The following is a 20,985-nucleotide window of genomic DNA, read 5'->3' as shown; positions in this document are numbered from 1 at the left end:
CTCATTATCATGCACTTAGCTAATTACCTAGGCTTGGTTGACACAAGCGAGAAATTACTGGCTGACGCGTTGGAGAAAGTAGCCCGCCACCATAAAGACGAGCCGGACGTCGAGCAGACCTGCCTGTTGCTGTCGGCGTGGTCGCGGCAGCACCACGGGCGTCTGCAACCGTTTATCGCAAAGTATTCGGAGGACAAAAGCCCCGAGCCCGACCGCTTGCACAACGCCCTGTTCGACGGTGTCCGCAACGGCAGTTTGGGCTTGCTGCGCGATTTGCACGACCTGTGGCTGCTCGCCAACGAAGTCGATTTGTGCTGGATTGTGATTTCACAAGCCGCTCTGGGGCTGCGCGATAAGGAATTGGAAGCGCTATGTACGCACTGCAAGAAGGAAACCAGACGGCAGCTCGATTGGCTCATGACCCGCATGAAACAAGCCGCGCCCCAAACCTTAATTGTTGCTGATTGAGCCCTTTTAACGGTTCCTCTCGATCACGCTGGTTGTGGCGTTCTGGCGGCCGTTGCGAAGTGGTAGAACATGCCGCCAAACGTCAGCACCCAGGCCAGCAACGCAACGTAAATAAAGCCCGCCGAGATGCTTTGTAGCTGATGCACGGACAGGGCTTCGGCTAGGCGCAGCGTAGCGGCGGTGTACATACCCAGCGGAAATACCATGCTCCAGTAAGGCGGGCTGTAGGCAAAAGCCGGCCGCGTCCGCAGATGATTCCACAGGCGCAGGCCCGCCACCAGCGGAATCCACCAGCTGCTGACAACCCAGAATAATACGCTCCAGCCCTTTACGAACGGCACTATGTCGCTCAGGACGTGGGCTTTATCAAGGGCCGATACCAAGGTAGTTCCGGCCAGCACAGTAATCGCGCTGGCCCCCACGCTGATCCAGTAGGCGGCGCCTACCTCCTCTTCGCCCAACCGCACAAAAGTAAGCCGGTAGATCAGCAGCGTGATGAGCACAACATACAGCAGGCTGCCGAGCAAAAAAGCCCCAATAGCACCAACAAATCCTACTTCCAGCGGGACGGGCCAGCCGGAAACGAGCTTTGCGCCCAGCACCGCCAGCGACTCAGTTGCTACCACCAGCAACAACCAGCTGCCAGTGAGTCCTTTCTCCAAATCCGGCTTTTCCTCCCCGATGCTTACGCCCAGCAGAAACGAATACGATAATACCAGCCAGCTTGCTAAAGCCAACACCCACAGCGCATTACCTACAGCCTGGTTGTGTCGCAGCTGCACAAACTGGTTCCCGACCAGACAGGTAGCCGGTACCAAAGCCAGAAAATTGGCGCCCTTTGCATGCGAAGTAAGCTCTGCCCACAGCCCTTTAAAATCCAGGAAGGCGCGCAGGGCCAACAGAAGCAGAAACAGCGGATAGATCAGCAGGTTGAGGTAGAAGAACGCTTCGGCTATGCCTTTCATTTCTAGCTCTTTCGCCGCCAGCGAGATGATCCCGGTGGACATGACCATTGCAAAATAGGCGGGCGGAAACTGCCGAATTGTCTTCTTCATAGCGCCAGGGTAGGAAGTAAAAACGTATTGCGTATACTTCTCCCGCGCATCGTATGTTAAAGTTGAGCTACGGTCTTACTGGCTGCCCAATTTAAGGTTCTCCAAGTTGCTATATTTCATAACGCATTGATATTCAATATATTAAATCTGCATCATCAAATCGATCTCAATCCGATGCGTTAGGATATCGCCATTTTCGGCCTTTAGTACCAAGAAGTTAGGACCTTGACCAAGCTTTTCCGGCGCTACACGCAGCACTGTTTCGCCAGCCGAAGCAACGCCGTGCAGCAGCATTTCGGCTCTCGGCACCGCGTCGTAATAGTAAAGCGTCAGCTCCACGGCACTGGCTTCACTAAGGGCGAAACGCACTTCAAGCGAACCATCAAAAGTGGCCATAAGCTGCTGTGCAACAGTAAGCTCACGACCAGCGGCAAAACTTTTCAATTGCTCCAAAGCCACCGGCCCCACCAAATCGAGCACGACAATTTGGGGGTTTTGGCGCCGAAAGGTTTCTTTCATTCGGGCGCGTTCCTCAGGCCCAAACCACCCGCCTAGCCCGATAACATCGAAGTCGCGGGCGTCAAAATCGTCGTGTACAGTAGCCATACTGGTAGAACCCAGCGCGTAAAAGCCTGCTTCGCGCACCTGGGGAAGCAGTTGTTGCATAAACTCCCGGCGCTTGCCGAGCAAAAGCAGCGTTAGTTGTTTCATCGTTTTAAGGATTAATGTGCGGCAGAAACGCGAACGGAGCGCAAGCAACACCCTCCTACTCTGCTGACGAATGAGCCACAGAAATGCTTTGCTGTGAGCGCTTTAATCCTGGTTTCTGCCCAAAACGCTTGACATAAAAAACGCCCGGCGTCGGCGCCGGGCGTTTTTACTATTCAGCAAAGGCAAAACCTCCTTGGCCAGATCTTAGCGCAGCTTTTCGTTGAAGAAAGCCAACGTAAGCGCCCAGGCTTCTTTTGCCGCGTCGGGGTTGTAGCTGGGGCGCGCGTCGCAGTGAAAACCGTGATCGGCGTAGGAGATGACGGTGTTGATGTAAGGCTTTCCGGCAGTGTCCAGAGCTTGTATAACGCTGGCTATCTGCTCTTTCGAAATGTGCTTGTCGAGGCCGCCCCAGAAAAACAGATGCGGCGCATGCAGATCTTGGGCCCGATCGGTGAGCGTGTGCGTGCCGCCCCCATAATACGATACAGCGGCAGCCAACGGCAAAACTGCATTGGCCAAAAACGACACCCGGCCACCCAGGCAGAACCCGATGCTACCAATTTTGTCGGCCACTACGTTGTCCTGTGCCTGTAGCCAAGCCAGCGACGCCTGCAAATCGGCCGTTAGACCTTCCGGCGTAATCCCCTGAAAATGAGGCGCAGCGCTGGCAAAATCGGAATACGGGATTTCCAGGCCCGGTGCGGCGGTGCGGTGAAACAGCTCGGGCGCAATCACCACAAAACCTTCCTGCGCCAGCCGGTCGGCAACGCTACGAATGTGGGCGTTTACGCCAAAGGCTTCTTGCAGCAGAATAATGCCGGGATACGTGCCGGGCGTACTCGGAAAAGCCGTGTAGGCATTTAGTTGGGTGTTGTCGGAGGCCTGAAGCGATACGGCGTTGGGATAGCTCATTCGAGTAGATACGGGTTGGTTGTTGGGGCTAAGCAACTGACTTCTCGGCCAAATGTTCGCGCCTCCACAACAGTTTACGCTCAACGGGGCCTGCTTGGGCGTGCAGGTTCTTTACTTGCCGTACACGCTCGTCAGGAATGTTTTCACGTCCGTGGATTTACGGCCGAGCAACTTCTCAAACGCATCGCTTGGGTGGTTAAACTCATTTGCCCGCATCGCTTCCGACAAGCCTACCATCATCGTCACGACGGGTTCGGGCACCTGGTGCTGGCGCATCCCCGCAGCCATGTCCGCGCTCGAAATCGAAACATACTCAACGGGTTTGCCAACAACTCCGCTGAGCGTTGCCGCAATTTCTTGCATAGAATAAGCGGGCGCTGGAGCAATGTCATACGTTTGGTTTTCGTGGCCGCTGGAGGTCAGCACGTTAGCCAGCGCCTCCGCTATTTCGTTACGCAGAGCATAGGTCACTTTGCCGTCGCCGGCCGCCGAATATATTTTGCCGCTTGGCACTGCATCCTGCCCCAAAAACATCGGTACAAAGTCCAAGTACAGCGTGTTGCGGAAAAGCGTGTACGTCAAACCCGAACCGCGCAGATACTCCTCGGTGGCCACATGGCTGGGCGAGGCCGTGAAATGCGAATCCCTTGAAGGATTAAGCACACTGGTGTAAATGACGTGCTTCACGCCTGCCTGTTTGGCCGCATCAATCACATTTTTGTGCTGCTGCGTACGCTTTTCGAGGTCGTCGCCGGAAATAAGCAGCACCTTTTCAACGCCTTGAAAAGCCGCTACCAAAGAGGCCACATCGTCGTAATCGCCTACCCGTACCTGCACACCTTGCTCGCTGAGGTCGGTGGCTTTTTGAGGATCGCGCACCAGCGCAACAATTTGGTTTGCAGCTACTTTTGGCAGCAGGGCTTCGATGGTGGCGCGGCCCAGATGGCCGGTAGCGCCTGTAATTGCTAGCATGGGTTTGGGTGTTAAGAAGTCAATAGTTACTTTTAGTAACTCAAAAATACTGGCGTACCTTGCGCTATACAAGAAGGCATTTTCTACTTCCTAAGGCACATGAAGATAACTATTGCTGATAATCAGGCAGTTACGCTTGGAGCGGCAGCTCAAAAAATTCTGACCGTACCCGAAAATGGTATCGGTCTTTGCCCCGTGCGTGATATTCTAGACCGCATTGGCGACAAATGGTCGATGCTTTCCATTCTGCACCTTGGCTCGGTCGAGAGCCTGCGTTTCAATGAGTTGCGCAAACGCATCGATGGCATTTCGCAGCGCATGCTCACCGTTACGCTCCGCTCTTTGGAAACCGATGGCCTAGTGGCTCGCAAAGTGTACGCCGAAGTGCCGCCCCGCGTAGAATATCGCCTTACCAGCCTGGGGGTAAGCTTGTTGGAGGCGATGATTGAATTTGGCAACTGGGCCAACGAACATGCCCCGCAAATCGCACAGGCGCGGGCCGCTTTTGCCGCCAAAGAGCAGGCGTAACGCATAAAACGACAAAGCCGCTAGCTGAGCTAGCGGCTTTGTCGCATAATCGATTGATAATCAATAGATTATCTAGCTGAAAATATCATTCAGCACACCGGCTAACCGGATGCCCGCCTGCTCGATTCGCTGCTCAACAGTGGGCAGATGAGCCGCGTTGTAGCGGTAGTCGAAGGTGGGGTTTTGCTCGGTTTCTTGGTAGAGTCGCTGGCTGATCTGGTAAGACTCAAACAACCAGGTCGAGATCTCATCCTTTTGCCACTGCCGAATCTGGGCGCTGCTCGCGTGGTCGAGTGCCGCAGCCAGCTCTGAATAGGTAAACCCCTCGTACTCAACCAGTCCGCTGTCCCACAGGCTGTGCAGGTTGGTGTCTTTGCCTTGGTATTTGACGGATATCTTGTTGCCGCCCTGGTCTTCGGCGCGGCTTACGTGCATGGGCTGGTGAATGTCGCCCACAAGGTGAATAACGAATTTCAGCGCAATGACCTTTTCCGCCTGTGATTTGGCCGGATCTTTCAGATCCTTAATATTCTGATTAAGAGCCATATATGCATTGGGCTCCGCCATCTTATTCACTAGGTTGATGTATTGATCGGAAGGCAGCCCGAGCGGGGTGTTGATAAAATGCCAAGGGGCCGTGTAGGAGTATTCGTTGGAATATCGTGCTTCGTCGGCCCAGGTTGCCACCATCGGAATACGCTCGCTCCCAAGCAGTTGCGCGATCCGACGCTTCGCATTCTTATTCAAGTGGTTTTCAGCAATTTTCCCGACGGCCCGGTGCCCTACTACGCCCCATGCCAGGAGGCTGAACGGCAAAAGACTTAGGCAGAGGAGGGCGAAACACTTCTTCAACATGTAAAACGGAGAACAGGTGGCGATAGCCACGGTAAAAGATCTGGCAAAGGTAGGACGAACGCCAGGTTTGCCCGTCGCCTTACTTTTTGCCGAAAATACTCTTGCGGATCATCATGTGGGCGCCGCGCGTACCATCAACCACCTGCGTCGCTTCCAGATCGGCGGCGACACTCGACAGCATGTAGGCGTCGTCGCGGCTCAAACCTTTTTCTTTTACCAGAAAATCAACCATTTCGCGCACCGCAATTTTGCTGGCTTTGGTGAAGTCCTCGTCCATGCCCATGGTGATGTAGGCGGTCGGCGTTTCGGCCCGGGGCCAGGTCAGGTGCATGTCTTTGCGCACGATAAATTCCAGCGTGCCTTGAAGGGAAGTCTCTAAGGCGGTGATGTCTACCTCGCCGTTGCCCTGACCGGCATGGCCGTCGCCGACTTCAAACAAGGCTCCCGGCACGTGCACCGGAATGTAAAGCGTAGTGCCGGCGACCAGCTCTTTGTTGTCGAGGTTGCCGGCGTGAATGCCGGGCGGCGCGCTGTTGATGCGGCCGGCGGCCAGCGGTGGGGCCACGCCCATGCTCCCGAAAAACGGGCGCAGCGGAATGTCGATGCCGGGCGCAAAATGGGCCACCATGCGCTTTTCATCGAGCGGAATGATCTTCATTTTGGCGTAGCCAAAATCCTCGGGAATGAAGCCACTGGTGGGCCCGAACCCATTGTAAGCATACGGAATGGCCAGCTTCACCTTCTTGATGCGCACTTCCAGCACATCGCCCGGTTCGGCGCCTTCGATGTAGATGGGCCCCGTAAGAATGTGACCGCCAGGCCCTTTGTTGGTTACGTCCTTGTAGATATCCCGCAACGACTGCTCTACTTGGTCGGGCGCTACGCCGGCGCCTTCCAGCCGCGTCGGGCTCGACGTAATCAGCGTTTGCACGTCCACGGCATCGCCCGATTTGATGCGCAGCACGGGCTTCGCACTGGCGTCGTAAAAGCCCCAAGCTACCGTTTGGGGCGTTGGTTTGAGCTGGTACGTAGTTGATTTGCCGGGCTTTGACCTAGAAGCAAGCTCTTGTGCCTGCACCGACAAGGCGGAAGCTCCCAGAGCAAACAGTAAAAAGCTGTTTTTGAAGCAGTTATGGCTCATAATCCTTTCGAATGCTCGTGAGCCAGCAATCTACAGACGATTGGCGGGAAGTCCCTTGTCGCAGGCAGGATAAATAGCGCACAAAAAAGCGCCCGGCTTCTGCCAGACGCTTCATGCAAATATCTTACTATCAATTAGTTACCCAGCAATAAACGTACGCATGCTCAGACCGCCGTAGTATACTTCTTCGTAGGCCTGCGTGATGTTCTCGTTTTTGTCAGCCAAACCCAAGGTGTAAAGTACTGGCAGATAATGATCTATGGTAGGCACTGAGAGGGCGCCCATGGTGCCGGCTTTGTGAAAATCAATCAGGCTTTGGAAGTCGCGCTGATTGATTTTGGTTTTCACCCACTCGTCAAATTCCACGGCCCAATCGTAGGGCGTCGCGTCTTGGGCCATCAGTTTGGGCATGCTTTGGCGTAGGTTGTGCACAATGTTGCCGCTGCCGATGATGAGCACGCCGCGCTCGCGCAAAAATTGCAGGCGCTGGGCCAGATCGAAGTGGTATTGCGGGCTGCGGCCGTAGTCGAGGCTCAATTCAAACACCGGAATGTCGGCCTCCGGAAACATGTGCTTCAGGATGGTCCAGGCGCCGTGGTCGAGGCCCCATTCTTCGGTGTCCTGCACTTCGGGCACCATCTTCATGATTTCCCGAGCGTATTCGGGCGAGCCCGGCGCGGGGTATTGCTCGCGGAACAGCGCCTCCGGAAAGCCGCCGAAATCGTGAATAGTTTCCGGTTTTGGGCTGGCGGTAACATACGTGCCTTTGGTCAGGAAGTGTGCCGAAACCACCAGGATAGCCGTAGGCGTCTGTCGCTGCCGGATGTCGGTACCGATGCGGTTTAGCTTCTGGGTGAACGGGTTATCTTCCAACGCATTCATGGGCGAGCCGTGCCCTACGAACAGGACCGGCATTTTCTCACTCTTCTTGAAAGAGGACGCCGCAGTAGTTAATTCATTCAGTTTCATAGTCGAAGCAAGCGGTAACAAAGCCAATGCTTTCAAAAAATGGCTGCGGTTCATAAGCACTTTTTGTGAGTCTATTTCTCCCGCAGCTACAACACAAAAGTACCGATCCGCCAAACCCAGCGCCTTGATGTAGGATAAGAAATGCGTATCTTCTACCTCACGGCGTCGCTGGCTAAGCGCCCTTCCGCAAGCACCCCACGCAGACCCGAGTGGCGTTTTGCCGTACACTTTCCAAAGTCCCACTTCTACCCTACCCCAATAGTTATGGATCAGTCTAACTCCTCTCCTTCCGACCTGACCCAGCTTGTCCGGTATGTATTGGAAATCAAAAGCTTGCACGACGACGCGGCCATTGTGCGGGTTCGGGAAGTGCTTACCGGCCTGGGCCTACTGGTAGACCGTGTGGAAGGCAACGAAGTAGAAGTTGCCGCCGGCCACAGCGCCAAACCCGTTACCGACGACATCGACAAAGCGCTGCGAAAAGCAGGCTTTGAGCTCGTAAACTTCACGCCCACAGTAGGATAAAACCTCAGAGCCAAGTATTCATAATTATCTTTAAATCAATTACTTATGAATACTTAGTTCTTTGCGAATCCGGCTCAGAGATTCTGGCGTTACGCCCAGATACGCGGCGATCATGCGTTGCGGCAGGCGCAGGGCCAGCGTTGGATAGGTATGGATAAATTCCAGATAGCGCTCTTCGGCCGTGGCGCTGAGCGTGCTGATGAGCCGCTTTTGCATGGAGCGCACGCTGTTTTGCAGCAGCGTGTAGAAAAGCGACTGAAATTCCGGGCCGATGGCCTGCAATTTCTGAAAGAACGCCGAGCCAAATAGAAACACCTCCGAGTCCTCTAGCGCGTCGATGTAAAACATGGCGGGCTCGTTATGTAGGATGCTGTTTTGATCGGCAATCCACCAATTTTCGGGCGCAAACTGCAGAATGTGCTCCTTTTCCTTCTTGTCGATAACGTAGCTGCGCAGGCAACCTTTTGCCACAAACGCGCCGTAGCGGCCTACCTCACCCTGCCGCACGACCAACTCGCCTTTGCGCACCGATTTGGGCGTTAGTAAGGCCGTAATTTCCGCAAACTGCACCTCCGTGAGCGACAGTTTCTGTTGAAAATACGTTTCGAGCTGCTCGTACATGCTATTGCGCTTCTACTATAACCCTCAGACGATCTGATGTTTACCTGCTAGCCATTGAGCCGTTGGGTTTCCGCTTCCATAAACTGCCGAAACCGCTCCTGCATCGCCTGAAACGCCTGAATAGCCTGCTTCCCTTCTTCGGTCACTAGCGCGCCGCCACCGCTTTTGCCACCAGTCTGCGTGATTACCAGCGGTTTGTTGGCTTGCGTGTTCATGGAACTCACCAAATCCCAGGCCCGCTTATACGACATGCTCATGGCTTGCGCCGCCTTGGAAATGGAACCCATCGCCTCGATTTTTTCCAGCAATTCGAGCCGCCCGATGCCCATAAACCGTTCCTCGCTGCTCTCGATCCACAGGCGGCCGTTCAGGCGGAAGGTCAGGTCGGAGCGCAGCAGGTTTTTCATGGCTGCAATCTTAGCAAAAAGGAGTAATCCACCCGCCGTAGGCAGAAACGTATCCAATTTATCAGCAAGAAAAAAGCGTCAAGTAGTTCTACCTGACGCTTTTCATTATGTAAGATCACCCTTTTAGAAGGGTGGATCGTCGTTGCCGAAGTTGCTTTTCGGGAAAGGCATCGGGCTGGGCGAATCGTTGATTTTGCTGCCCAACCGGATAGTGCCCGGCGTGAAGCCCGTTTCGTCATCGAAAGTGCTGGCGGGGAAGGCGCTGGGGTTAAAGCCGTCGTCACCGGGGAAACCGCCGCCGTCGAGGTCGGCAAATTTGGTAAAGCGACCGATAAACTTCAGCTGCACGGTTTCCAGCGAGCCGTTCCGGTGCTTGGCAATGATTACTTCGCCGGTACCTTGGGTCGGGTTGCCCATTTCGTCCTCCGTAATCTTGTAGTATTCAGGGCGATACAAGAACACTACCATGTCGGCGTCCTGCTCGATAGAGCCCGATTCGCGAAGGTCACTAAGCTGCGGCTTCTTGTCGCCGCCGCGGGTTTCCACCGAGCGCGAGAGCTGCGACAAGGCCAGCACAGGCACGTTCAGCTCTTTGGCAATGCCTTTGAGAGCCCGCGAAATCGAGGCAATTTCCTGTTCGCGGTTGCCGGCACCTTTACCGCCATCGGTGTTGCCGGTCATCAATTGCAGATAGTCAATAATGATCATCTGGATGTCGTGGTGGGCCTTCAGGCGGCGGCACTTGGTGCGTAGCTCCCGAATGCTGAGCGCGGGCGTGTCGTCGATAAAGATGGGCGCGGCCGACAGCGACGATATTTTGTGGTTGAGCTGCGCCCACTCGTAATCGGCGAGGTTGCCCTTCTTGATTTTCTCCGAATCCAGCTCCGCTTCCGCCGAAATCAGACGGTTGACCAACTGAATGGACGACATTTCCAACGAGAAAATGGCAACCGGCTTCTTAAAATCAACGGCGGCATTGCGCATGGCCGAAACCACGAACGCCGTTTTACCCATACCGGGGCGTGCCGCAATGATCACTAAGTCAGAAGGTTGCCAACCGCTGGTTACGCGGTCCAGAGCCGAGAAGCCGGAAGGCACACCGGTAAGGCCGTCCTTTTGGTTTTTCTTTTCTTCGAGTTCCTTGATGGCTTTGCCCATCAACGAGCGCATGTCGTCGAAGTTCTTGCGAATGTTCGATTCGGAAACTTCGAACAGCGACTGCTCGGTACTGTCGAGCAGGTTGAATACGTCGGTGGTATCCTCGAACGCGTCGCGCTGAATGTCGCTGGCAATGCGGATTAGCTCGCGCTTGATGGCATTTTCGGTGATGATACGGGCGTGGTACTCGATGTTGGCCGCCGAGTTCACCTTGAAGGTCAGGTTGGCGACGTAGTGAGGCCCACCCGCCGACTCCAACTCGCCCATTTCCCGAAGCTCCTGCGTAACTGTCAGAATATCAATCGGTTCTGATTTATCAAACAGGTTCAGGATCGCCTTGAAAATGCGTTGGTGACCGTCTTTGTAGAAGCTCGGGGGCTTGAGGATGTCGATAACGGTGGTGAGGGCGTCTTTCTCAAGCATGAGCGCACCCAGCACAGCGGCTTCCAACTCCAGCGCCTGTGGCGGCAGCTTGCCCGCCTGGCCACCAACCGAAACAGACGGGGTACGGCTGTTCCAGGCGGCTTTGGCTCGCGAGGCAGAAAGTTTTAGGCGGTCATCCATCCGGTCATTCATCGTGTACTTAGCAAATCTAACGCAAAAGGGGCACAAAGCTACTGGCTTAACAGGACAATTGCGGAGTGTGAAAACCCTTTCTTTTCGGTATCTTGTTTTCAACACGCGATTCGTCCGGCTGGTTTGGCTGCCGATGCAACGCTGGTCGTTTAGTACCTTTGCCGCCCGGCTTTTGCCCTACCGACCAGTTTATCGCTCCTGAATGGCCTCCACGCCCGTTTCCCTCCAACGCCTCCACCTGATTGCCGTCGGGGGGAGTATTATGCACAACCTGGCTTTGGCCCTGCACCGCCGCGGCGCCGAAGTAACGGGTTCCGACGACGAGATATTTGAGCCCGCCCGCGGCCGCCTCGCCGCCGCTGGCCTGCTGCCGGCCCAAGAAGGCTGGGACCCCAGCAACGTAACCGCCGACCTCGATGCCGTCATTGTAGGCATGCACGCCCGCGCCGACAACCCGGAGTTGCTGCGAGCGCAGGAGCTAGGCCTGCGGGTGTACTCGTTTCCCGAATTCATTTACGAAGCGTCGAAGGACAAGCAGCGCATCGTGATTGGGGGCTCGCACGGCAAAACCAGCATTACCTCGCTGATTCTGCATGTGTTGCGCCATCACAAGCGCGAATTTGACTACGCCGTAGGGGCGCAGCTGGAAGGCTTCGACCTAATGGTGAAGCTCACCGAAGACGCGCCCATCATCATCATCGAAGGCGACGAATACCTGTCGTCGCCCATCGACCGGCGGCCTAAGTTTCACTTGTACCAGCACCACATCGGCGTCATTTCGGGCATCAGCTGGGACCACATCAACGTCTTCCCGACCGAAGACGACTACCGCGAGCAGTTCAAGATTTTCGCGGATATGACGCCCAAGGCCGGTGCCCTCATCTACGACCAAGACGACGAGCAGGTGCAGCTCGTAACCGTGCCCACCAACCCCGACGTCGAGTACATTGGCTACGGACCGCACGAGCACATCATCCGCAACGGCAAGACGTTCCTGCTGACGAAAAAGGACGAGGAAGTGCCCGTGCAGGTATTTGGCGAGCACAACCTGCGCAACATCTCGGCGGCCAAGGAAGTCTGCAAGCAGTTGGGTATCAAGGGGAAAGACTTTTACGAAGCCATTACCACGTTCAAAGGTGCGGCCCGCCGCCTGGAGCTAGTGCGCGCTGGCGACAACTCCTTGGTATACAAGGACTTTGCGCATGCACCTTCTAAGCTAAAAGCTACGGCCACGGCCTTCAAACAGCAGTACCCACAGCGCAAGCTGGTGGCTTGCCTGGAGTTGCATACGTTCAGCAGCCTCAACCCGGCCTTTTTGCCCCAGTATGCACACACGTTCGACGCGCCCGACGTGGCCGTGGTGTATTTCAACCCGCACGTACTGGAGCACAAGCGGCTGCCGCCGCTGGCACCCGAGCAGGTAGCTGCCGCTTTCGAACGTTCTGATTTGCAAGTATTTACCGACAGCAAGGCTTTGGCTGCTTTTCTGCAAGAGCAAAACTGGCACAACGCCAACCTGCTGATGATGTCGTCGGGCACATTCGACGGGTTGGATCTGGCCCAGCTGGCTGCCGAAGTAACGAAAGGAATATAGGAGCGACTTGCAACGCGCCCCCATACTGCCAAAAAAGCCCGCTATTCAGCGGGCTTTTTTGGTTTTTCATCTTCGGCGGGTGGTGCGGGCGGCGGTGGCGTTTTGCGCCGGCGGTCCGTAGTTACGAGCAGCGCCAAGGCCGTAAGCGAGAGGCGCAAAAGCCATTTGCGGTTCATCGACGCTGAAACAAGTTGTTGTTGTCAACTACGCGCAGGTCGCAGCTGCTGCCGCCAGTGTTTTCTTCGCAGGTAGTGCCCACAATCTGGTTTTTCTCGAAGTTGAAAAAGCAGAACGTGCAGCCCACGCCCGTAATGATGTACCGAGCAGCGTTGGAAGCCAAGTACAGGCTGTTGTCGGTGGAAGTTTGCAGCGGAATGGCCATGGCGCGGAACATGCCGTCGCGCAGGCCCATACCAACCAAGTAATAGATCGGCGCCTCTTTGCCCTCCTGCACTTTACGAATTACCGTTTTGTCGATGACTGTGCCGTCGTTGAACTGCCGGATGAAGGCCAGCGACAGCTGTTCGCGCGGCACGATAAACTTCACTTTGCCGTCGCTGTCGTTGGCCTGCGCAATCTGCTTGCTGGTGGCTTCGAGCTGGTGGCGCGACGTGGCATTGGGGTCATCAGGCGCGTTAACCTCCGGGAAGCTCCGCTTGGTAGTTTCGCAGGCCGTGAGGGTTGCCAACCAGAGGAAGGCCAACAACCCCACGCGCGCAAAGGGACGAATAGATCGTATCATTGGAATGAGAAGAGGCCCACGCCGTTAGCGGGGCTTGTAGTATTTACGAGCTTCGGGCAATTCGCGCTGAATGTCCGCGATGCGGGTGCCGTTGGAGGGGTGAGTAGATAGAAACTCGGGCGGCGAGGCTTGGTTTTCCCGCGAATCCATGCGCTGCCAGAACGACACGGCCCCGTCGGGGTTGTAGCCAGCCATCGCCATAAAGATGAGGCCCAAGTGGTCGGCTTCGCTTTCCTGGTTGCGACCGTATTTCAGCAAACCCAACTGCGAACCAGCCCCCACTACTTGCAGAAACAGGTTTTGCGAGGTCGAAGGCGCTTGGCCAACGGCGGCTGAAGCTACCGAAGTCAGGCCTTGAGCGGCCATTTGCTGGCTCATCCGCTCGGTGCTGTGCTTGGCCACAGCGTGGGCAATTTCGTGGCCCAGTACCACGGCCAGGCCTTGTTCATCCTGCGTGATGGGCAGAATGCCGGTGTACACGGCTACTTTGCCGCCCGGCATACACCAGGCATTCTCCTGCTTGTCTTCAATCAGGTTGAATTCCCACTGATAGCCAGCGAGTTGGTCTTGCGCATTTTGCTGGCGGAAATACGTTTCCACCGCCTGCTGAATGCGCTGCCCCACCCTCCGGACCATGGCCGTCTGGGAAGAATTAGTAGACAACTTACTGGTTTTGAGCACTTCGGCGTATTGTTGCTCAGCCATCGTAATCATTTCAGAATCAGATACTAAGCTCAATTGCCGCCGGCCTGTAATCGGAACGGTGGTGCAGCTCGAGGCCGCTAACAGGCAGCCGGCAAGGACAAGTTTTTTTAACATGGTCGAGGTGGATTTAGGAGAATGAGGTCGATCTGCCCAATGCACAGGCATTTTTAAGGCCAAACGGTTCTGTTTCGGACAGCGATTGCTATACGTCAGGCACTGGGTAAAATGTTTGGAGCGCTACCGGCCAACCGAGGCAAGGTTAGCGGCGTACACGGCGCTTTGCGGTTGGTGGCCGCGAATTAAGCCTTATTTTTGGGACTTGGGGCTCTACAACCCAAGCGCGTAGGTACTTTAATGGCAGGTTTTACCGTTGAACTTCCGATGCCTTTTTCGGCCATTGCGCCCCAAATCTCAAGCTTCCAAGTCTTTAGCTCTCCATGAAAATACTTTGCATCGGCCGCAACTACGCCGAACACATTGCCGAACTCAAAAACGAAGTTCCCGACGAGCCCGTCATCTTTACCAAGCCCGATACGGCCCTGCTGCAACGTGGCATGCCTTTCTTTTACCCCGATTTTTCTAAAGACATTCACCACGAAATTGAGCTGGTGCTGCGCGTGAGCAAAAACGGCAAAAATATCGAGGAGAAGTTTGCGCACACCTATTTCGACGCCATTGGATTGGGCATCGACTTTACTGCCCGCGACCTGCAAAGCAAAGCCAAAAGCAAAGGCTTGCCCTGGGACTTGGCTAAAGGCTTCGACGGATCCGCACCGCTTTCCAACACCTTTAAGCCGGTTTCAGAATTCACTGATTTACAGAATATTAACTTCCGCCTGGAAGTAAATGGCGAAGTGCGCCAGCGGGGCAACTCGGGCATGATGCTGCACAATTTCGCGGCTCAGATCAGCTACATTTCGCGGTTTATCACCCTGAAAATGGGCGATCTGATTTTCACAGGCACGCCCAGCGGCGTAGGCCCGGTGCAAATCGGCGATCAATTGACGGGTTACATCGAGGACGAGAAGCTGTTGGATGTTGCTGTTAAATAAGGTACTAGACAACGTTCGGCGGTTTTCGTTTTCCGGTGGCAAAGCAGCGTGGCGGCCCGCAATGGCAGCCCTGTTGCTCACGACCACCGGTTTGCGCCCAGCCCCCTACCGCGGCGAAGTACACGCACCCGCCAAGCCCGGCGCAGCCCAAGCCGAACTGAAAGGCCCGCGACCGCATCCGACCGTGGAGCAGGGCTTTTTTATGTTCCCCATTAAGCCCGGCAAGCCTAACTACCTTGCCGGTGCCATGGGCGAACTGCGCCCAAACCACTTCCACGGCGGCCTCGACATCAAGACCGATGGCCGCGTGGACTTGCCCGTGCACGCGGCTGCCGATGGCTACATTTCGCGCCTGAAGCAGTCGTCATTTGGCTACGGCAACGTACTCTACATCACCCACCCCAACGGTCTAACGACCGTGTATGGCCACCTCAACCGCTTTGTGGGGCCCGTGGCGGATGAACTACGCAAGCGCCAATACGAAAAGGAAACCTACGAGTTGGAGCTGTTTTTCGACAAAGATCAGTTTCCGGTGAAGCGCGGCGACGTGGTGGCCCTCTCGGGCAATACGGGCGGCTCAGGCGGCCCGCACCTGCACTGGGAAGTTCGCGATGCCGATGACCATCAGTTGAATCCGTTGCAGTGGGGCGGTTTTACCGAAATTCAGGACCACGTGCCGCCTACCTTGCAAGCCTTTGCTGTAGAGCCACTTACGATTGAAGCCCGCGTTCAGAACCGATTTGACAAGGCGGTATTCGTGCCCAAAGTGCAGCCGGCACCCGGTACCGCTTTCGCTTGGCCCGATACCATTTCGGCGTACGGCACGGTGGGCCTGCTGCTCCAGGGCTTCGACCGCTTCGATGTGGTTTGGAACAAGTATGGGTTTCAGCGGGTGGAAGTGCGCGTAAACGGCGAGCCCCTGTACACGCACGTCGTGGATGATGTGCCGTTTCCGGATGGGTCGCGCATGATCAACCAGCACACCGATTACGAGTGGCGCTTCACCAACGGCCGGCTGCTGGAAAAGCTCTTTGTCGACGATGGCAACACGCTGTCGATGTACACAACGGGGCCCAACCGGGGCAAGCTGCACGTTGAAGACGGCAAGATTTACAACGTGGAGGTGCACATGCTGGACTCCTACGGCAACTCTACGCCCCTGAGCTTTGTGCTGCGCGGACAAAAACCTGCGTATTACAAAACGGGTAGCGCAACCGTGCAGCGGCCAGTGCTGCGCTACGACATCACGCGCAACATCCTGAAAATCATTGCCGCTGACCCCGACACGGCCAGCCAGGGCGCCAACGTAATGCTGTACCGCGGGGCCAAACGCTTGGCGCTGAAGCCCAGCTACACGGTGCAAGGCCAGAATACGTATCTGTTCGACCTGCGCGCCGGCTTGCCCGATTCCATGCAATTTGGCCGCACCACGCGCCGCTTCGACCGGCAGGCTATTATTCCGGCCGGCGAGGATTTTTCCTTTTCGAATGCCCATCTCAACCTGAGCTTTGGCCCGCAGACGCTGTTTGATACGCTCTACCTTCAAACTTCTTACAAAGACGGCCTCTGGACGGTGCAGAATCAGCGCACGCCGCTGGCGCAGCCGCTGCGCATGACGCTGAAGCCCGAGCAAGAGGTGGTAGATAAAGAGCGCTCGGCCGTGTACATGATCAATGCCAGCGGCGGGCGCCTCTACCAAGGTGGCAAGTGGAACGGCAACGAGATTACGGTGCCGATCAAGCTGTTTGGCTCGTTTCGGATTCTGGCCGACACCATTCCGCCCACGGTAAAGCTCACCCGCAAATCGCCGGCTGGCCTCAGCTTCCAGGTGGGCGACAACCTGTCTGGGTTGTCGAGTTACCGGCTGCTCGTGAACGGCAAGTGGCGCTTGCTGCGTTACGAATACAAAACGGCGACGCTCTTCACCGATAGCCAAGACCATACGGTACCCCTGACGGGCGAGGCCGAGCTTCACCTCACCGACCAAGCCGGCAACGAGAAAGTGCTCGCTTTTCGGATCTAGCTTTTAAATCTGCGTAAAAGCTGTGGGGGCTGTTTTGCCAGTAGGCAAGCAGTTTCCACGGCTTTTCGTTTACCATCCCTCCTGCCCATGAAAACCCGCCGACCTATTCTGCTTGCTGCCGCTGCCACGGCAGCTGTGGCTACTACAACCTGGCTCTACAACCGTGCCCGCCAGCGGACCTCGCTTCCCGTTGCCCGCTACGTCGATCTGAAGCGCTATTCGGGCCTGTGGTATGAGATAGCCCGCCTGCCTACGCGCTTCGAAAAAGGCTGCCAGCACGTCACAGCCCACTACCACCTGCGCTCCGACGGCAAAGTTGACGTTGTTAATACATGCCACCAAGACGGCGTAAATGGCCCCGTGGAATCCGTGAAAGGCGTGGCCCGCGTGGTTGATCCCGAAACCAACGCCAAGTTGAAAGTCAGCTTTTTCTGGCCTTTCGAGGGCGACTATTGGATCTTGGATTTGGACCCGCTGGATTATCGCTACGCCTTGGTAGGCGAACCGGGCCGCAAAAACTTGTGGCTTTTGAGCCGGACGCCGCAGTTGCCCCGGCCTACCCGCGATCACCTGGTGGGCATTGCCCGCTCGTTGGGCTTTCCGGTAGAAAACCTCATTTTTACAGCGCAACCCCTCATCACCAACCCCTAACGCTCTAGCCATGTCCCTGCAAGCCGGCGATCCTGCTCCCGCTATCGAAGCCCACGACCAAGATGGTAACCTCCTACGTCTCAGCGACTTCCGTGGCAAAAAAGTGGCGCTTTATTTTTACCCCAAAGACGATACGCCCGGCTGCACAGCCCAAGCCTGCAACCTGCGCGACCACCAGGAAGAGCTCACGGCCAAAAACGTGCAGGTAATCGGGGTGAGCGTTGACGATGAGAAATCGCACAAGAAGTTTGCGCTGAAATATGACCTGCCTTTCCCGCTGCTGGCCGATACCGATCAGAAAATCGTGCAGGACTACGGGGTGTGGCAGGAAAAATCGATGTACGGCCGCACCTATATGGGCACCGTGCGCACCACCTTTCTCATTGATGAGCAAGGTGTTATCGAGAAAGTCATCACCAAAGTCGATACGAAAGAACACACAGCCCAGCTTGTGTAAGCACGTTGCAAGTCAGCTTCTCGTAATCCCTTCATTATCAATAAAATACATAATTGATGGTGAAGGGATTATTGCGTTATAGGAGTTTATTGCTCGATGTGGCTTGGGCTGCATCGGGTCGGTCTCACTTCTGCCCTTACCACCGTTCAAAAGCAATAATTTTTTACACAATCGATTGTGTTGGCTTCAGCAAGAATACTAACTTTGCCCATCTACCCTTCTCAACCTAACCCAATGCAGGAAGCCCCTACCACTCCCGACGTACAACCCGAAATCCAATCTAGGCAGCCGGAGCGCTCCGTGGCCGAGCTGAAACAGCTGGCGGCGCAGGTACGGCGCGACATTGTGCGCATGGTGCACGCCGTTAATTCTGGCCACCCCGGCGGCTCGTTGGGCTGCACCGATTTGCTGGTGGCGCTGTACTTCCGCATCATGAAGCACAACCCCGAGTTCTCGATGGACGGCGTGGGCGAAGATTTGTTTTTCCTGTCCAACGGGCACATTTCGGCTACGCTGTATTCGGTGCTGGCGCGGTCGGGCTACTTCCCAGTGAGCGAGCTGGCTACGTTCCGCAAGCTCAACTCGCGGGTGCAGGGCCACCCAGCTACGGAAGAAGGCTTGCCGGGCATTCGCATTGCCTCGGGCTCGCTGGGCCAGGGCTTAAGTGTGGCAACGGGCGCGGCGCAGGCTAAAAAACTCAACAACGACGACCGCCTTGTGTACGTGCTCATGGGCGACGGCGAGTTGGAAGAAGGCCAGGTGTGGGAAGCGGCCCTATATGCCCCGCACCACAAAGTCGATAACCTCATTGCCATCGTCGACCGCAACGGCCAGCAAATCGACGGCCCAACCGACAAAATCGGTGGTCTCGGCGACTTGCGCGCCAAGTTTGAAGCCTTCGGCTGGCGCGTACTCGAAACCGACGGCAACCAGTTTGAAACCTTGCTCCCGACCTTGGAAGAAGCCCGCAGCTATGTCGGCCAAGGCCAGCCCACGATGATTCTGATGGACACGCAGATGGGTTTCGGCGTCGATTTCATGATGGGGTCGCACAAATGGCACGGCGTAGCCCCAAACGACGAGCAACTGGAAAAGGCACTGCAACAATTGCTGGTGGAAGAAGCCAGCGATTACTAAAAATGATTCCTACAGGATGAAGCAACTTCTTGAGCCTCAGACATACAAAGCTGTTTTATTGACTCTTTGGATAGTCTCTGTACCAATGGCTGTAAAAGACTCCTTGGGGATCATCCCAGGACTCTGTGCTGGGATAGCTGCAACAGCTATTGCATTAGGCCTTGCTTATATTACACTTAACAAGTCATATAAAACCAAACTACTTGTGCTATTAGGCTCTGTAGCGGTTATTGTTAGCTTAATAGGAATTTTTGTAAAACAGGAAGCTTCAGGTAGCTCGACCGCTACAATAGTTCAAGTGGAATAGATATGAGTAAACGTGGGTTTTGGGTATGGTGCTGCGTACAACTAGCCACACTCTGGCTAGTAATGCCGGCACGCGCTCAAAACGCACCGCCTGAAAAGCCCCGCGTGACGCGCATTCTGTTTCTGCTGGATGCCTCAGGGAGCATGTTAGCGCCTTGGGAAGGCCGGCCGCGGATGGACGTAGCCAAAGGCTTGTTGGTCAAAATGGCCGACTCGCTCAACGCCTATCCCAATCTGGAGCTGGGCCTGCGGGTGTACGGCCATTTGTACCCGAAAGAAGAAAACAACTGCGAGGATTCGCGCTTGGAAGTGCCTTTTTCGGTCAAAAATGCCAAGGCAATAAAAGACAAGCTGAGGCAGATTGAGCCGCGCGGCAACACGCCGATCACGTACTCGCTGCAACAGGCCGCTAACGATTTCCCGACTGACAAAACCGCCCGCAACGTCCTGATTCTCATCACCGACGGCCTCGAATCGTGCAAAGGCGACCCGTGCGCTACTTCCTTGGCGTTGCAGCGCAAGCGCATTTTTTTGAAGCCGTTTGTGATCGGGATTGGGGCGGAACGGGAGTTTGGCAAGCAGCTCGAATGCCTGGGGCGCTACTACAACGCGGCCGATGTGAAAACTTTCCGCACCATCCTCAACGATGTAGTAGCCCAAACGCTGGCCAAAACTACGGTCAGCATCAACCTCACCGACGAAAGCGGACGCCCAGTGGAGTCGAATGTCAACATGACCTTCGTCAACAACGTGACCGATCAGCCAGAATACAACTACGTCCATTTCCGCGACGCCAAAGGCACACCGGATGTAGTTGACATCGACGCCTTGCAGAGTTACGATCTGATTATCAACACGGTACCATCAGTACGGCAGGAGAACCTGGCGATTCGGCCGGGCAAAGCCAACGTGTTCAGCTACAAAACGCCGCAAGGTACGCTGTGGCTGCAACCGCCAAACCTGACGCCTAACCCCTACGGCACGATGCGCGCCGTGGTGCGGCAAGCGGGCAATCCGGCGACGGTGGTGGCGCTGTCGTTTGGCGCCAAACAGAAGCTTTTGGCCGGTAACTATGAAGTGGAGTTGCTCACGCTGCCCCGCATCATGCGCCGCATTACGGTGAAGCAGGGCCAGGAAATGGCCGTGACTTACGATGCACCCGGCACGCTCAACATCATCACCGATCTAAAAGGCTACGGCAGCATTTATAAGCTCAATCAAGACGATTCGCAAACGTGGGTGTACAACCTCCCCGACGGTGGCAGCAGCAAAATCAACCTGCCGATGCAGCCCGGCCCCTACCGAATTGTGTTCCGCACGGCCACGGCTACGGGCAGCAAGTTTACCGATGTGCGGAGCTTCACCATCCGCAGCGGCCAGACAACTTCGGTTAACCTGTTTGGGAAATGACGCCGAACGT

24 protein-coding genes are annotated in these 20,985 nt (G+C 55.7%); 11 read left to right on the top strand and 13 right to left on the bottom strand.

The annotated features are described in order from the left end of the window. Positions 1 to 9 precede the first annotated feature (9 nt). Positions 10 to 468, top strand: coding sequence for a molybdopterin oxidoreductase (locus FHG12_RS16125; RefSeq protein ID WP_139516704.1), 459 nt, complete (start codon positions 10 to 12; stop codon positions 466 to 468). 23 nt (positions 469 to 491) lie between these two features. On the opposite strand, the gene FHG12_RS16120 is transcribed toward FHG12_RS16125, so the two are convergent. From FHG12_RS16120 to FHG12_RS16105, 4 genes are all read right to left on the bottom strand, one after another. Next, positions 492 to 1,523, bottom strand: coding sequence for a tellurite resistance/C4-dicarboxylate transporter family protein (locus tag FHG12_RS16120; protein WP_139516703.1), 1,032 nt, complete (start codon positions 1,521 to 1,523; stop codon positions 492 to 494). Between the two features lie 141 nt (positions 1,524 to 1,664). After that, complete coding sequence (locus FHG12_RS16115; RefSeq protein ID WP_139516702.1) at positions 1,665 to 2,234, bottom strand: hypothetical protein; 570 nt, start codon at positions 2,232 to 2,234, stop codon at positions 1,665 to 1,667. 204 nt (positions 2,235 to 2,438) lie between these two features. Beyond that, positions 2,439 to 3,146, bottom strand: a complete 708-nt coding sequence (locus FHG12_RS16110) for a dienelactone hydrolase family protein (protein WP_139516701.1) — start codon at positions 3,144 to 3,146, stop codon at positions 2,439 to 2,441. A 111-nt stretch (positions 3,147 to 3,257) separates the two neighbouring features. Further along, positions 3,258 to 4,118 (bottom strand): SDR family oxidoreductase, encoded by an 861-nt coding sequence (locus tag FHG12_RS16105; protein WP_139516700.1) that lies wholly within the window; start codon positions 4,116 to 4,118, stop codon positions 3,258 to 3,260. 99 nt (positions 4,119 to 4,217) lie between these two features. Here FHG12_RS16105 and FHG12_RS16100 point away from each other — a divergent pair, with 99 nt between their 5' ends. Beyond that, positions 4,218 to 4,646, top strand: coding sequence for a winged helix-turn-helix transcriptional regulator (locus FHG12_RS16100; RefSeq protein ID WP_139516699.1), 429 nt, complete (start codon positions 4,218 to 4,220; stop codon positions 4,644 to 4,646). Between the two features lie 72 nt (positions 4,647 to 4,718). Here FHG12_RS16100 and FHG12_RS16095 read toward each other — a convergent pair whose 3' ends face one another. The 3 genes from FHG12_RS16095 to ygiD form a co-directional block, all read right to left on the bottom strand. Beyond that, complete coding sequence (locus FHG12_RS16095; RefSeq protein WP_165699428.1) at positions 4,719 to 5,462, bottom strand: S1/P1 nuclease; 744 nt, start codon at positions 5,460 to 5,462, stop codon at positions 4,719 to 4,721. Between the two features lie 118 nt (positions 5,463 to 5,580). Beyond that, the gene (locus tag FHG12_RS16090; protein WP_139516697.1) at positions 5,581 to 6,642 is read right to left on the bottom strand and encodes an acetamidase/formamidase family protein; all 1,062 of its coding nucleotides are present in this window, start codon (positions 6,640 to 6,642) and stop codon (positions 5,581 to 5,583) included. 138 nt (positions 6,643 to 6,780) lie between these two features. After that, a complete protein-coding gene (gene ygiD, locus FHG12_RS16085; protein ID WP_139516696.1) occupies positions 6,781 to 7,611 on the bottom strand; it encodes a 4,5-DOPA-extradiol-dioxygenase in 831 nt (276 codons plus the stop codon). A 264-nt stretch (positions 7,612 to 7,875) separates the two neighbouring features. Between ygiD and FHG12_RS16080 the strand changes: the two genes are divergently transcribed. After that, a complete protein-coding gene (locus FHG12_RS16080) occupies positions 7,876 to 8,136 on the top strand; it encodes a hypothetical protein (RefSeq protein ID WP_139516695.1) in 261 nt (86 codons plus the stop codon). Positions 8,137 to 8,175: 39 nt separating this feature from the next. On the opposite strand, the gene FHG12_RS16075 is transcribed toward FHG12_RS16080, so the two are convergent. The 3 genes from FHG12_RS16075 to dnaB form a co-directional block, all read right to left on the bottom strand. Continuing rightward, the gene (locus tag FHG12_RS16075; protein ID WP_139516694.1) at positions 8,176 to 8,757 is read right to left on the bottom strand and encodes a Crp/Fnr family transcriptional regulator; all 582 of its coding nucleotides are present in this window, start codon (positions 8,755 to 8,757) and stop codon (positions 8,176 to 8,178) included. A gap of 47 nt (positions 8,758 to 8,804) precedes the next feature. Beyond that, positions 8,805 to 9,164, bottom strand: coding sequence for a winged helix-turn-helix domain-containing protein (locus FHG12_RS16070; protein ID WP_230471154.1), 360 nt, complete (start codon positions 9,162 to 9,164; stop codon positions 8,805 to 8,807). Positions 9,165 to 9,287: 123 nt separating this feature from the next. Beyond that, positions 9,288 to 10,898, bottom strand: coding sequence for a replicative DNA helicase (gene dnaB / locus FHG12_RS16065; protein ID WP_230471153.1), 1,611 nt, complete (start codon positions 10,896 to 10,898; stop codon positions 9,288 to 9,290). Positions 10,899 to 11,100: 202 nt separating this feature from the next. Between dnaB and FHG12_RS16060 the strand changes: the two genes are divergently transcribed. Continuing rightward, the gene (locus FHG12_RS16060) at positions 11,101 to 12,492 is read left to right on the top strand and encodes a UDP-N-acetylmuramate--L-alanine ligase (RefSeq protein WP_139516693.1); all 1,392 of its coding nucleotides are present in this window, start codon (positions 11,101 to 11,103) and stop codon (positions 12,490 to 12,492) included. A 41-nt stretch (positions 12,493 to 12,533) separates the two neighbouring features. On the opposite strand, the gene FHG12_RS21290 is transcribed toward FHG12_RS16060, so the two are convergent. From FHG12_RS21290 to FHG12_RS16050, 3 genes are read right to left on the bottom strand one after another with little or no spacing between them, the layout of a single operon-like run. Beyond that, positions 12,534 to 12,668, bottom strand: a complete 135-nt coding sequence (locus tag FHG12_RS21290) for a hypothetical protein (RefSeq protein ID WP_262711406.1) — start codon at positions 12,666 to 12,668, stop codon at positions 12,534 to 12,536. After that, positions 12,665 to 13,234, bottom strand: a complete 570-nt coding sequence (locus FHG12_RS16055; protein WP_139516692.1) for a hypothetical protein — start codon at positions 13,232 to 13,234, stop codon at positions 12,665 to 12,667. Before FHG12_RS16055 ends, FHG12_RS21290 begins: the two co-directional genes overlap by 4 nt. 24 nt (positions 13,235 to 13,258) lie before the next feature. Further along, positions 13,259 to 14,053, bottom strand: a complete 795-nt coding sequence (locus FHG12_RS16050) for a M48 family metallopeptidase (protein ID WP_139516691.1) — start codon at positions 14,051 to 14,053, stop codon at positions 13,259 to 13,261. A 323-nt stretch (positions 14,054 to 14,376) separates the two neighbouring features. Between FHG12_RS16050 and FHG12_RS16045 the strand changes: the two genes are divergently transcribed. From FHG12_RS16045 to FHG12_RS16015, 7 genes are all read left to right on the top strand, one after another. Then, positions 14,377 to 14,991: a fumarylacetoacetate hydrolase family protein gene (locus tag FHG12_RS16045; protein ID WP_139516690.1), complete on the top strand. Its 615-nt coding sequence runs from the start codon at positions 14,377 to 14,379 to the stop codon at positions 14,989 to 14,991. Between the two features lie 61 nt (positions 14,992 to 15,052). After that, complete coding sequence (locus FHG12_RS16040; RefSeq protein ID WP_165699427.1) at positions 15,053 to 17,014, top strand: M23 family metallopeptidase; 1,962 nt, start codon at positions 15,053 to 15,055, stop codon at positions 17,012 to 17,014. Positions 17,015 to 17,101: 87 nt separating this feature from the next. Continuing rightward, positions 17,102 to 17,665 (top strand): lipocalin family protein, encoded by a 564-nt coding sequence (locus tag FHG12_RS16035; RefSeq protein ID WP_139516688.1) that lies wholly within the window; start codon positions 17,102 to 17,104, stop codon positions 17,663 to 17,665. Between the two features lie 10 nt (positions 17,666 to 17,675). Continuing rightward, positions 17,676 to 18,122, top strand: a complete 447-nt coding sequence (bcp, locus tag FHG12_RS16030; protein WP_139516687.1) for a thioredoxin-dependent thiol peroxidase — start codon at positions 17,676 to 17,678, stop codon at positions 18,120 to 18,122. A 234-nt stretch (positions 18,123 to 18,356) separates the two neighbouring features. Beyond that, entirely contained in the window at positions 18,357 to 19,259 is a 903-nt protein-coding gene (locus FHG12_RS16025; RefSeq protein ID WP_139516686.1) for a transketolase, read from the top strand. Positions 19,260 to 19,275: 16 nt separating this feature from the next. Then, the gene (locus FHG12_RS16020) at positions 19,276 to 19,566 is read left to right on the top strand and encodes a hypothetical protein (protein WP_139516685.1); all 291 of its coding nucleotides are present in this window, start codon (positions 19,276 to 19,278) and stop codon (positions 19,564 to 19,566) included. Positions 19,567 to 19,628: 62 nt separating this feature from the next. Beyond that, positions 19,629 to 20,975, top strand: a complete 1,347-nt coding sequence (locus FHG12_RS16015) for a vWA domain-containing protein (RefSeq protein ID WP_230471152.1) — start codon at positions 19,629 to 19,631, stop codon at positions 20,973 to 20,975. Positions 20,976 to 20,985 lie beyond the last annotated feature (10 nt).

This window comes from Hymenobacter jejuensis (assembly GCF_006337165.1).
Classification (GTDB): Bacteria; Bacteroidota; Bacteroidia; order Cytophagales; family Hymenobacteraceae; genus Hymenobacter; species Hymenobacter jejuensis.
This window is presented reverse-complemented; position numbering and strand designations above follow the sequence as displayed.

Bases quoted from the DNA above. Each gene is read 5' to 3' on its own strand.
- FHG12_RS16125 (WP_139516704.1), top strand. From the start codon at position 10: ATGCACTTAGCTAATTACCTAGGCTTGGTTGACACAAGCGAGAAATTA.
- FHG12_RS16120 (WP_139516703.1), bottom strand. From the start codon at position 1,523: ATGAAGAAGACAATTCGGCAGTTTCCGCCCGCCTATTTTGCAATGGTC.
- FHG12_RS16115 (WP_139516702.1), bottom strand. From the start codon at position 2,234: ATGAAACAACTAACGCTGCTTTTGCTCGGCAAGCGCCGGGAGTTTATG.
- FHG12_RS16110 (WP_139516701.1), bottom strand. From the start codon at position 3,146: ATGAGCTATCCCAACGCCGTATCGCTTCAGGCCTCCGACAACACCCAA.
- FHG12_RS16105 (WP_139516700.1), bottom strand. From the start codon at position 4,118: ATGCTAGCAATTACAGGCGCTACCGGCCATCTGGGCCGCGCCACCATC.
- FHG12_RS16100 (WP_139516699.1), top strand. From the start codon at position 4,218: ATGAAGATAACTATTGCTGATAATCAGGCAGTTACGCTTGGAGCGGCA.
- FHG12_RS16090 (WP_139516697.1), bottom strand. From the start codon at position 6,642: ATGAGCCATAACTGCTTCAAAAACAGCTTTTTACTGTTTGCTCTGGGA.
- ygiD (WP_139516696.1), bottom strand. From the start codon at position 7,611: ATGAAACTGAATGAATTAACTACTGCGGCGTCCTCTTTCAAGAAGAGT.
- FHG12_RS16080 (WP_139516695.1), top strand. From the start codon at position 7,876: ATGGATCAGTCTAACTCCTCTCCTTCCGACCTGACCCAGCTTGTCCGG.
- FHG12_RS16075 (WP_139516694.1), bottom strand. From the start codon at position 8,757: ATGTACGAGCAGCTCGAAACGTATTTTCAACAGAAACTGTCGCTCACG.
- FHG12_RS16070 (WP_230471154.1), bottom strand. From the start codon at position 9,164: ATGAAAAACCTGCTGCGCTCCGACCTGACCTTCCGCCTGAACGGCCGC.
- dnaB (WP_230471153.1), bottom strand. From the start codon at position 10,898: ATGAATGACCGGATGGATGACCGCCTAAAACTTTCTGCCTCGCGAGCC.
- FHG12_RS16060 (WP_139516693.1), top strand. From the start codon at position 11,101: ATGGCCTCCACGCCCGTTTCCCTCCAACGCCTCCACCTGATTGCCGTC.
- FHG12_RS21290 (WP_262711406.1), bottom strand. From the start codon at position 12,668: ATGAACCGCAAATGGCTTTTGCGCCTCTCGCTTACGGCCTTGGCGCTG.
- FHG12_RS16055 (WP_139516692.1), bottom strand. From the start codon at position 13,234: ATGATACGATCTATTCGTCCCTTTGCGCGCGTGGGGTTGTTGGCCTTC.
- FHG12_RS16050 (WP_139516691.1), bottom strand. From the start codon at position 14,053: ATGTTAAAAAAACTTGTCCTTGCCGGCTGCCTGTTAGCGGCCTCGAGC.
- FHG12_RS16045 (WP_139516690.1), top strand. From the start codon at position 14,377: ATGAAAATACTTTGCATCGGCCGCAACTACGCCGAACACATTGCCGAA.
- FHG12_RS16040 (WP_165699427.1), top strand. From the start codon at position 15,053: ATGGCAGCCCTGTTGCTCACGACCACCGGTTTGCGCCCAGCCCCCTAC.
- FHG12_RS16035 (WP_139516688.1), top strand. From the start codon at position 17,102: ATGAAAACCCGCCGACCTATTCTGCTTGCTGCCGCTGCCACGGCAGCT.
- bcp (WP_139516687.1), top strand. From the start codon at position 17,676: ATGTCCCTGCAAGCCGGCGATCCTGCTCCCGCTATCGAAGCCCACGAC.
- FHG12_RS16025 (WP_139516686.1), top strand. From the start codon at position 18,357: ATGCAGGAAGCCCCTACCACTCCCGACGTACAACCCGAAATCCAATCT.
- FHG12_RS16020 (WP_139516685.1), top strand. From the start codon at position 19,276: ATGAAGCAACTTCTTGAGCCTCAGACATACAAAGCTGTTTTATTGACT.
- FHG12_RS16015 (WP_230471152.1), top strand. From the start codon at position 19,629: ATGCCGGCACGCGCTCAAAACGCACCGCCTGAAAAGCCCCGCGTGACG.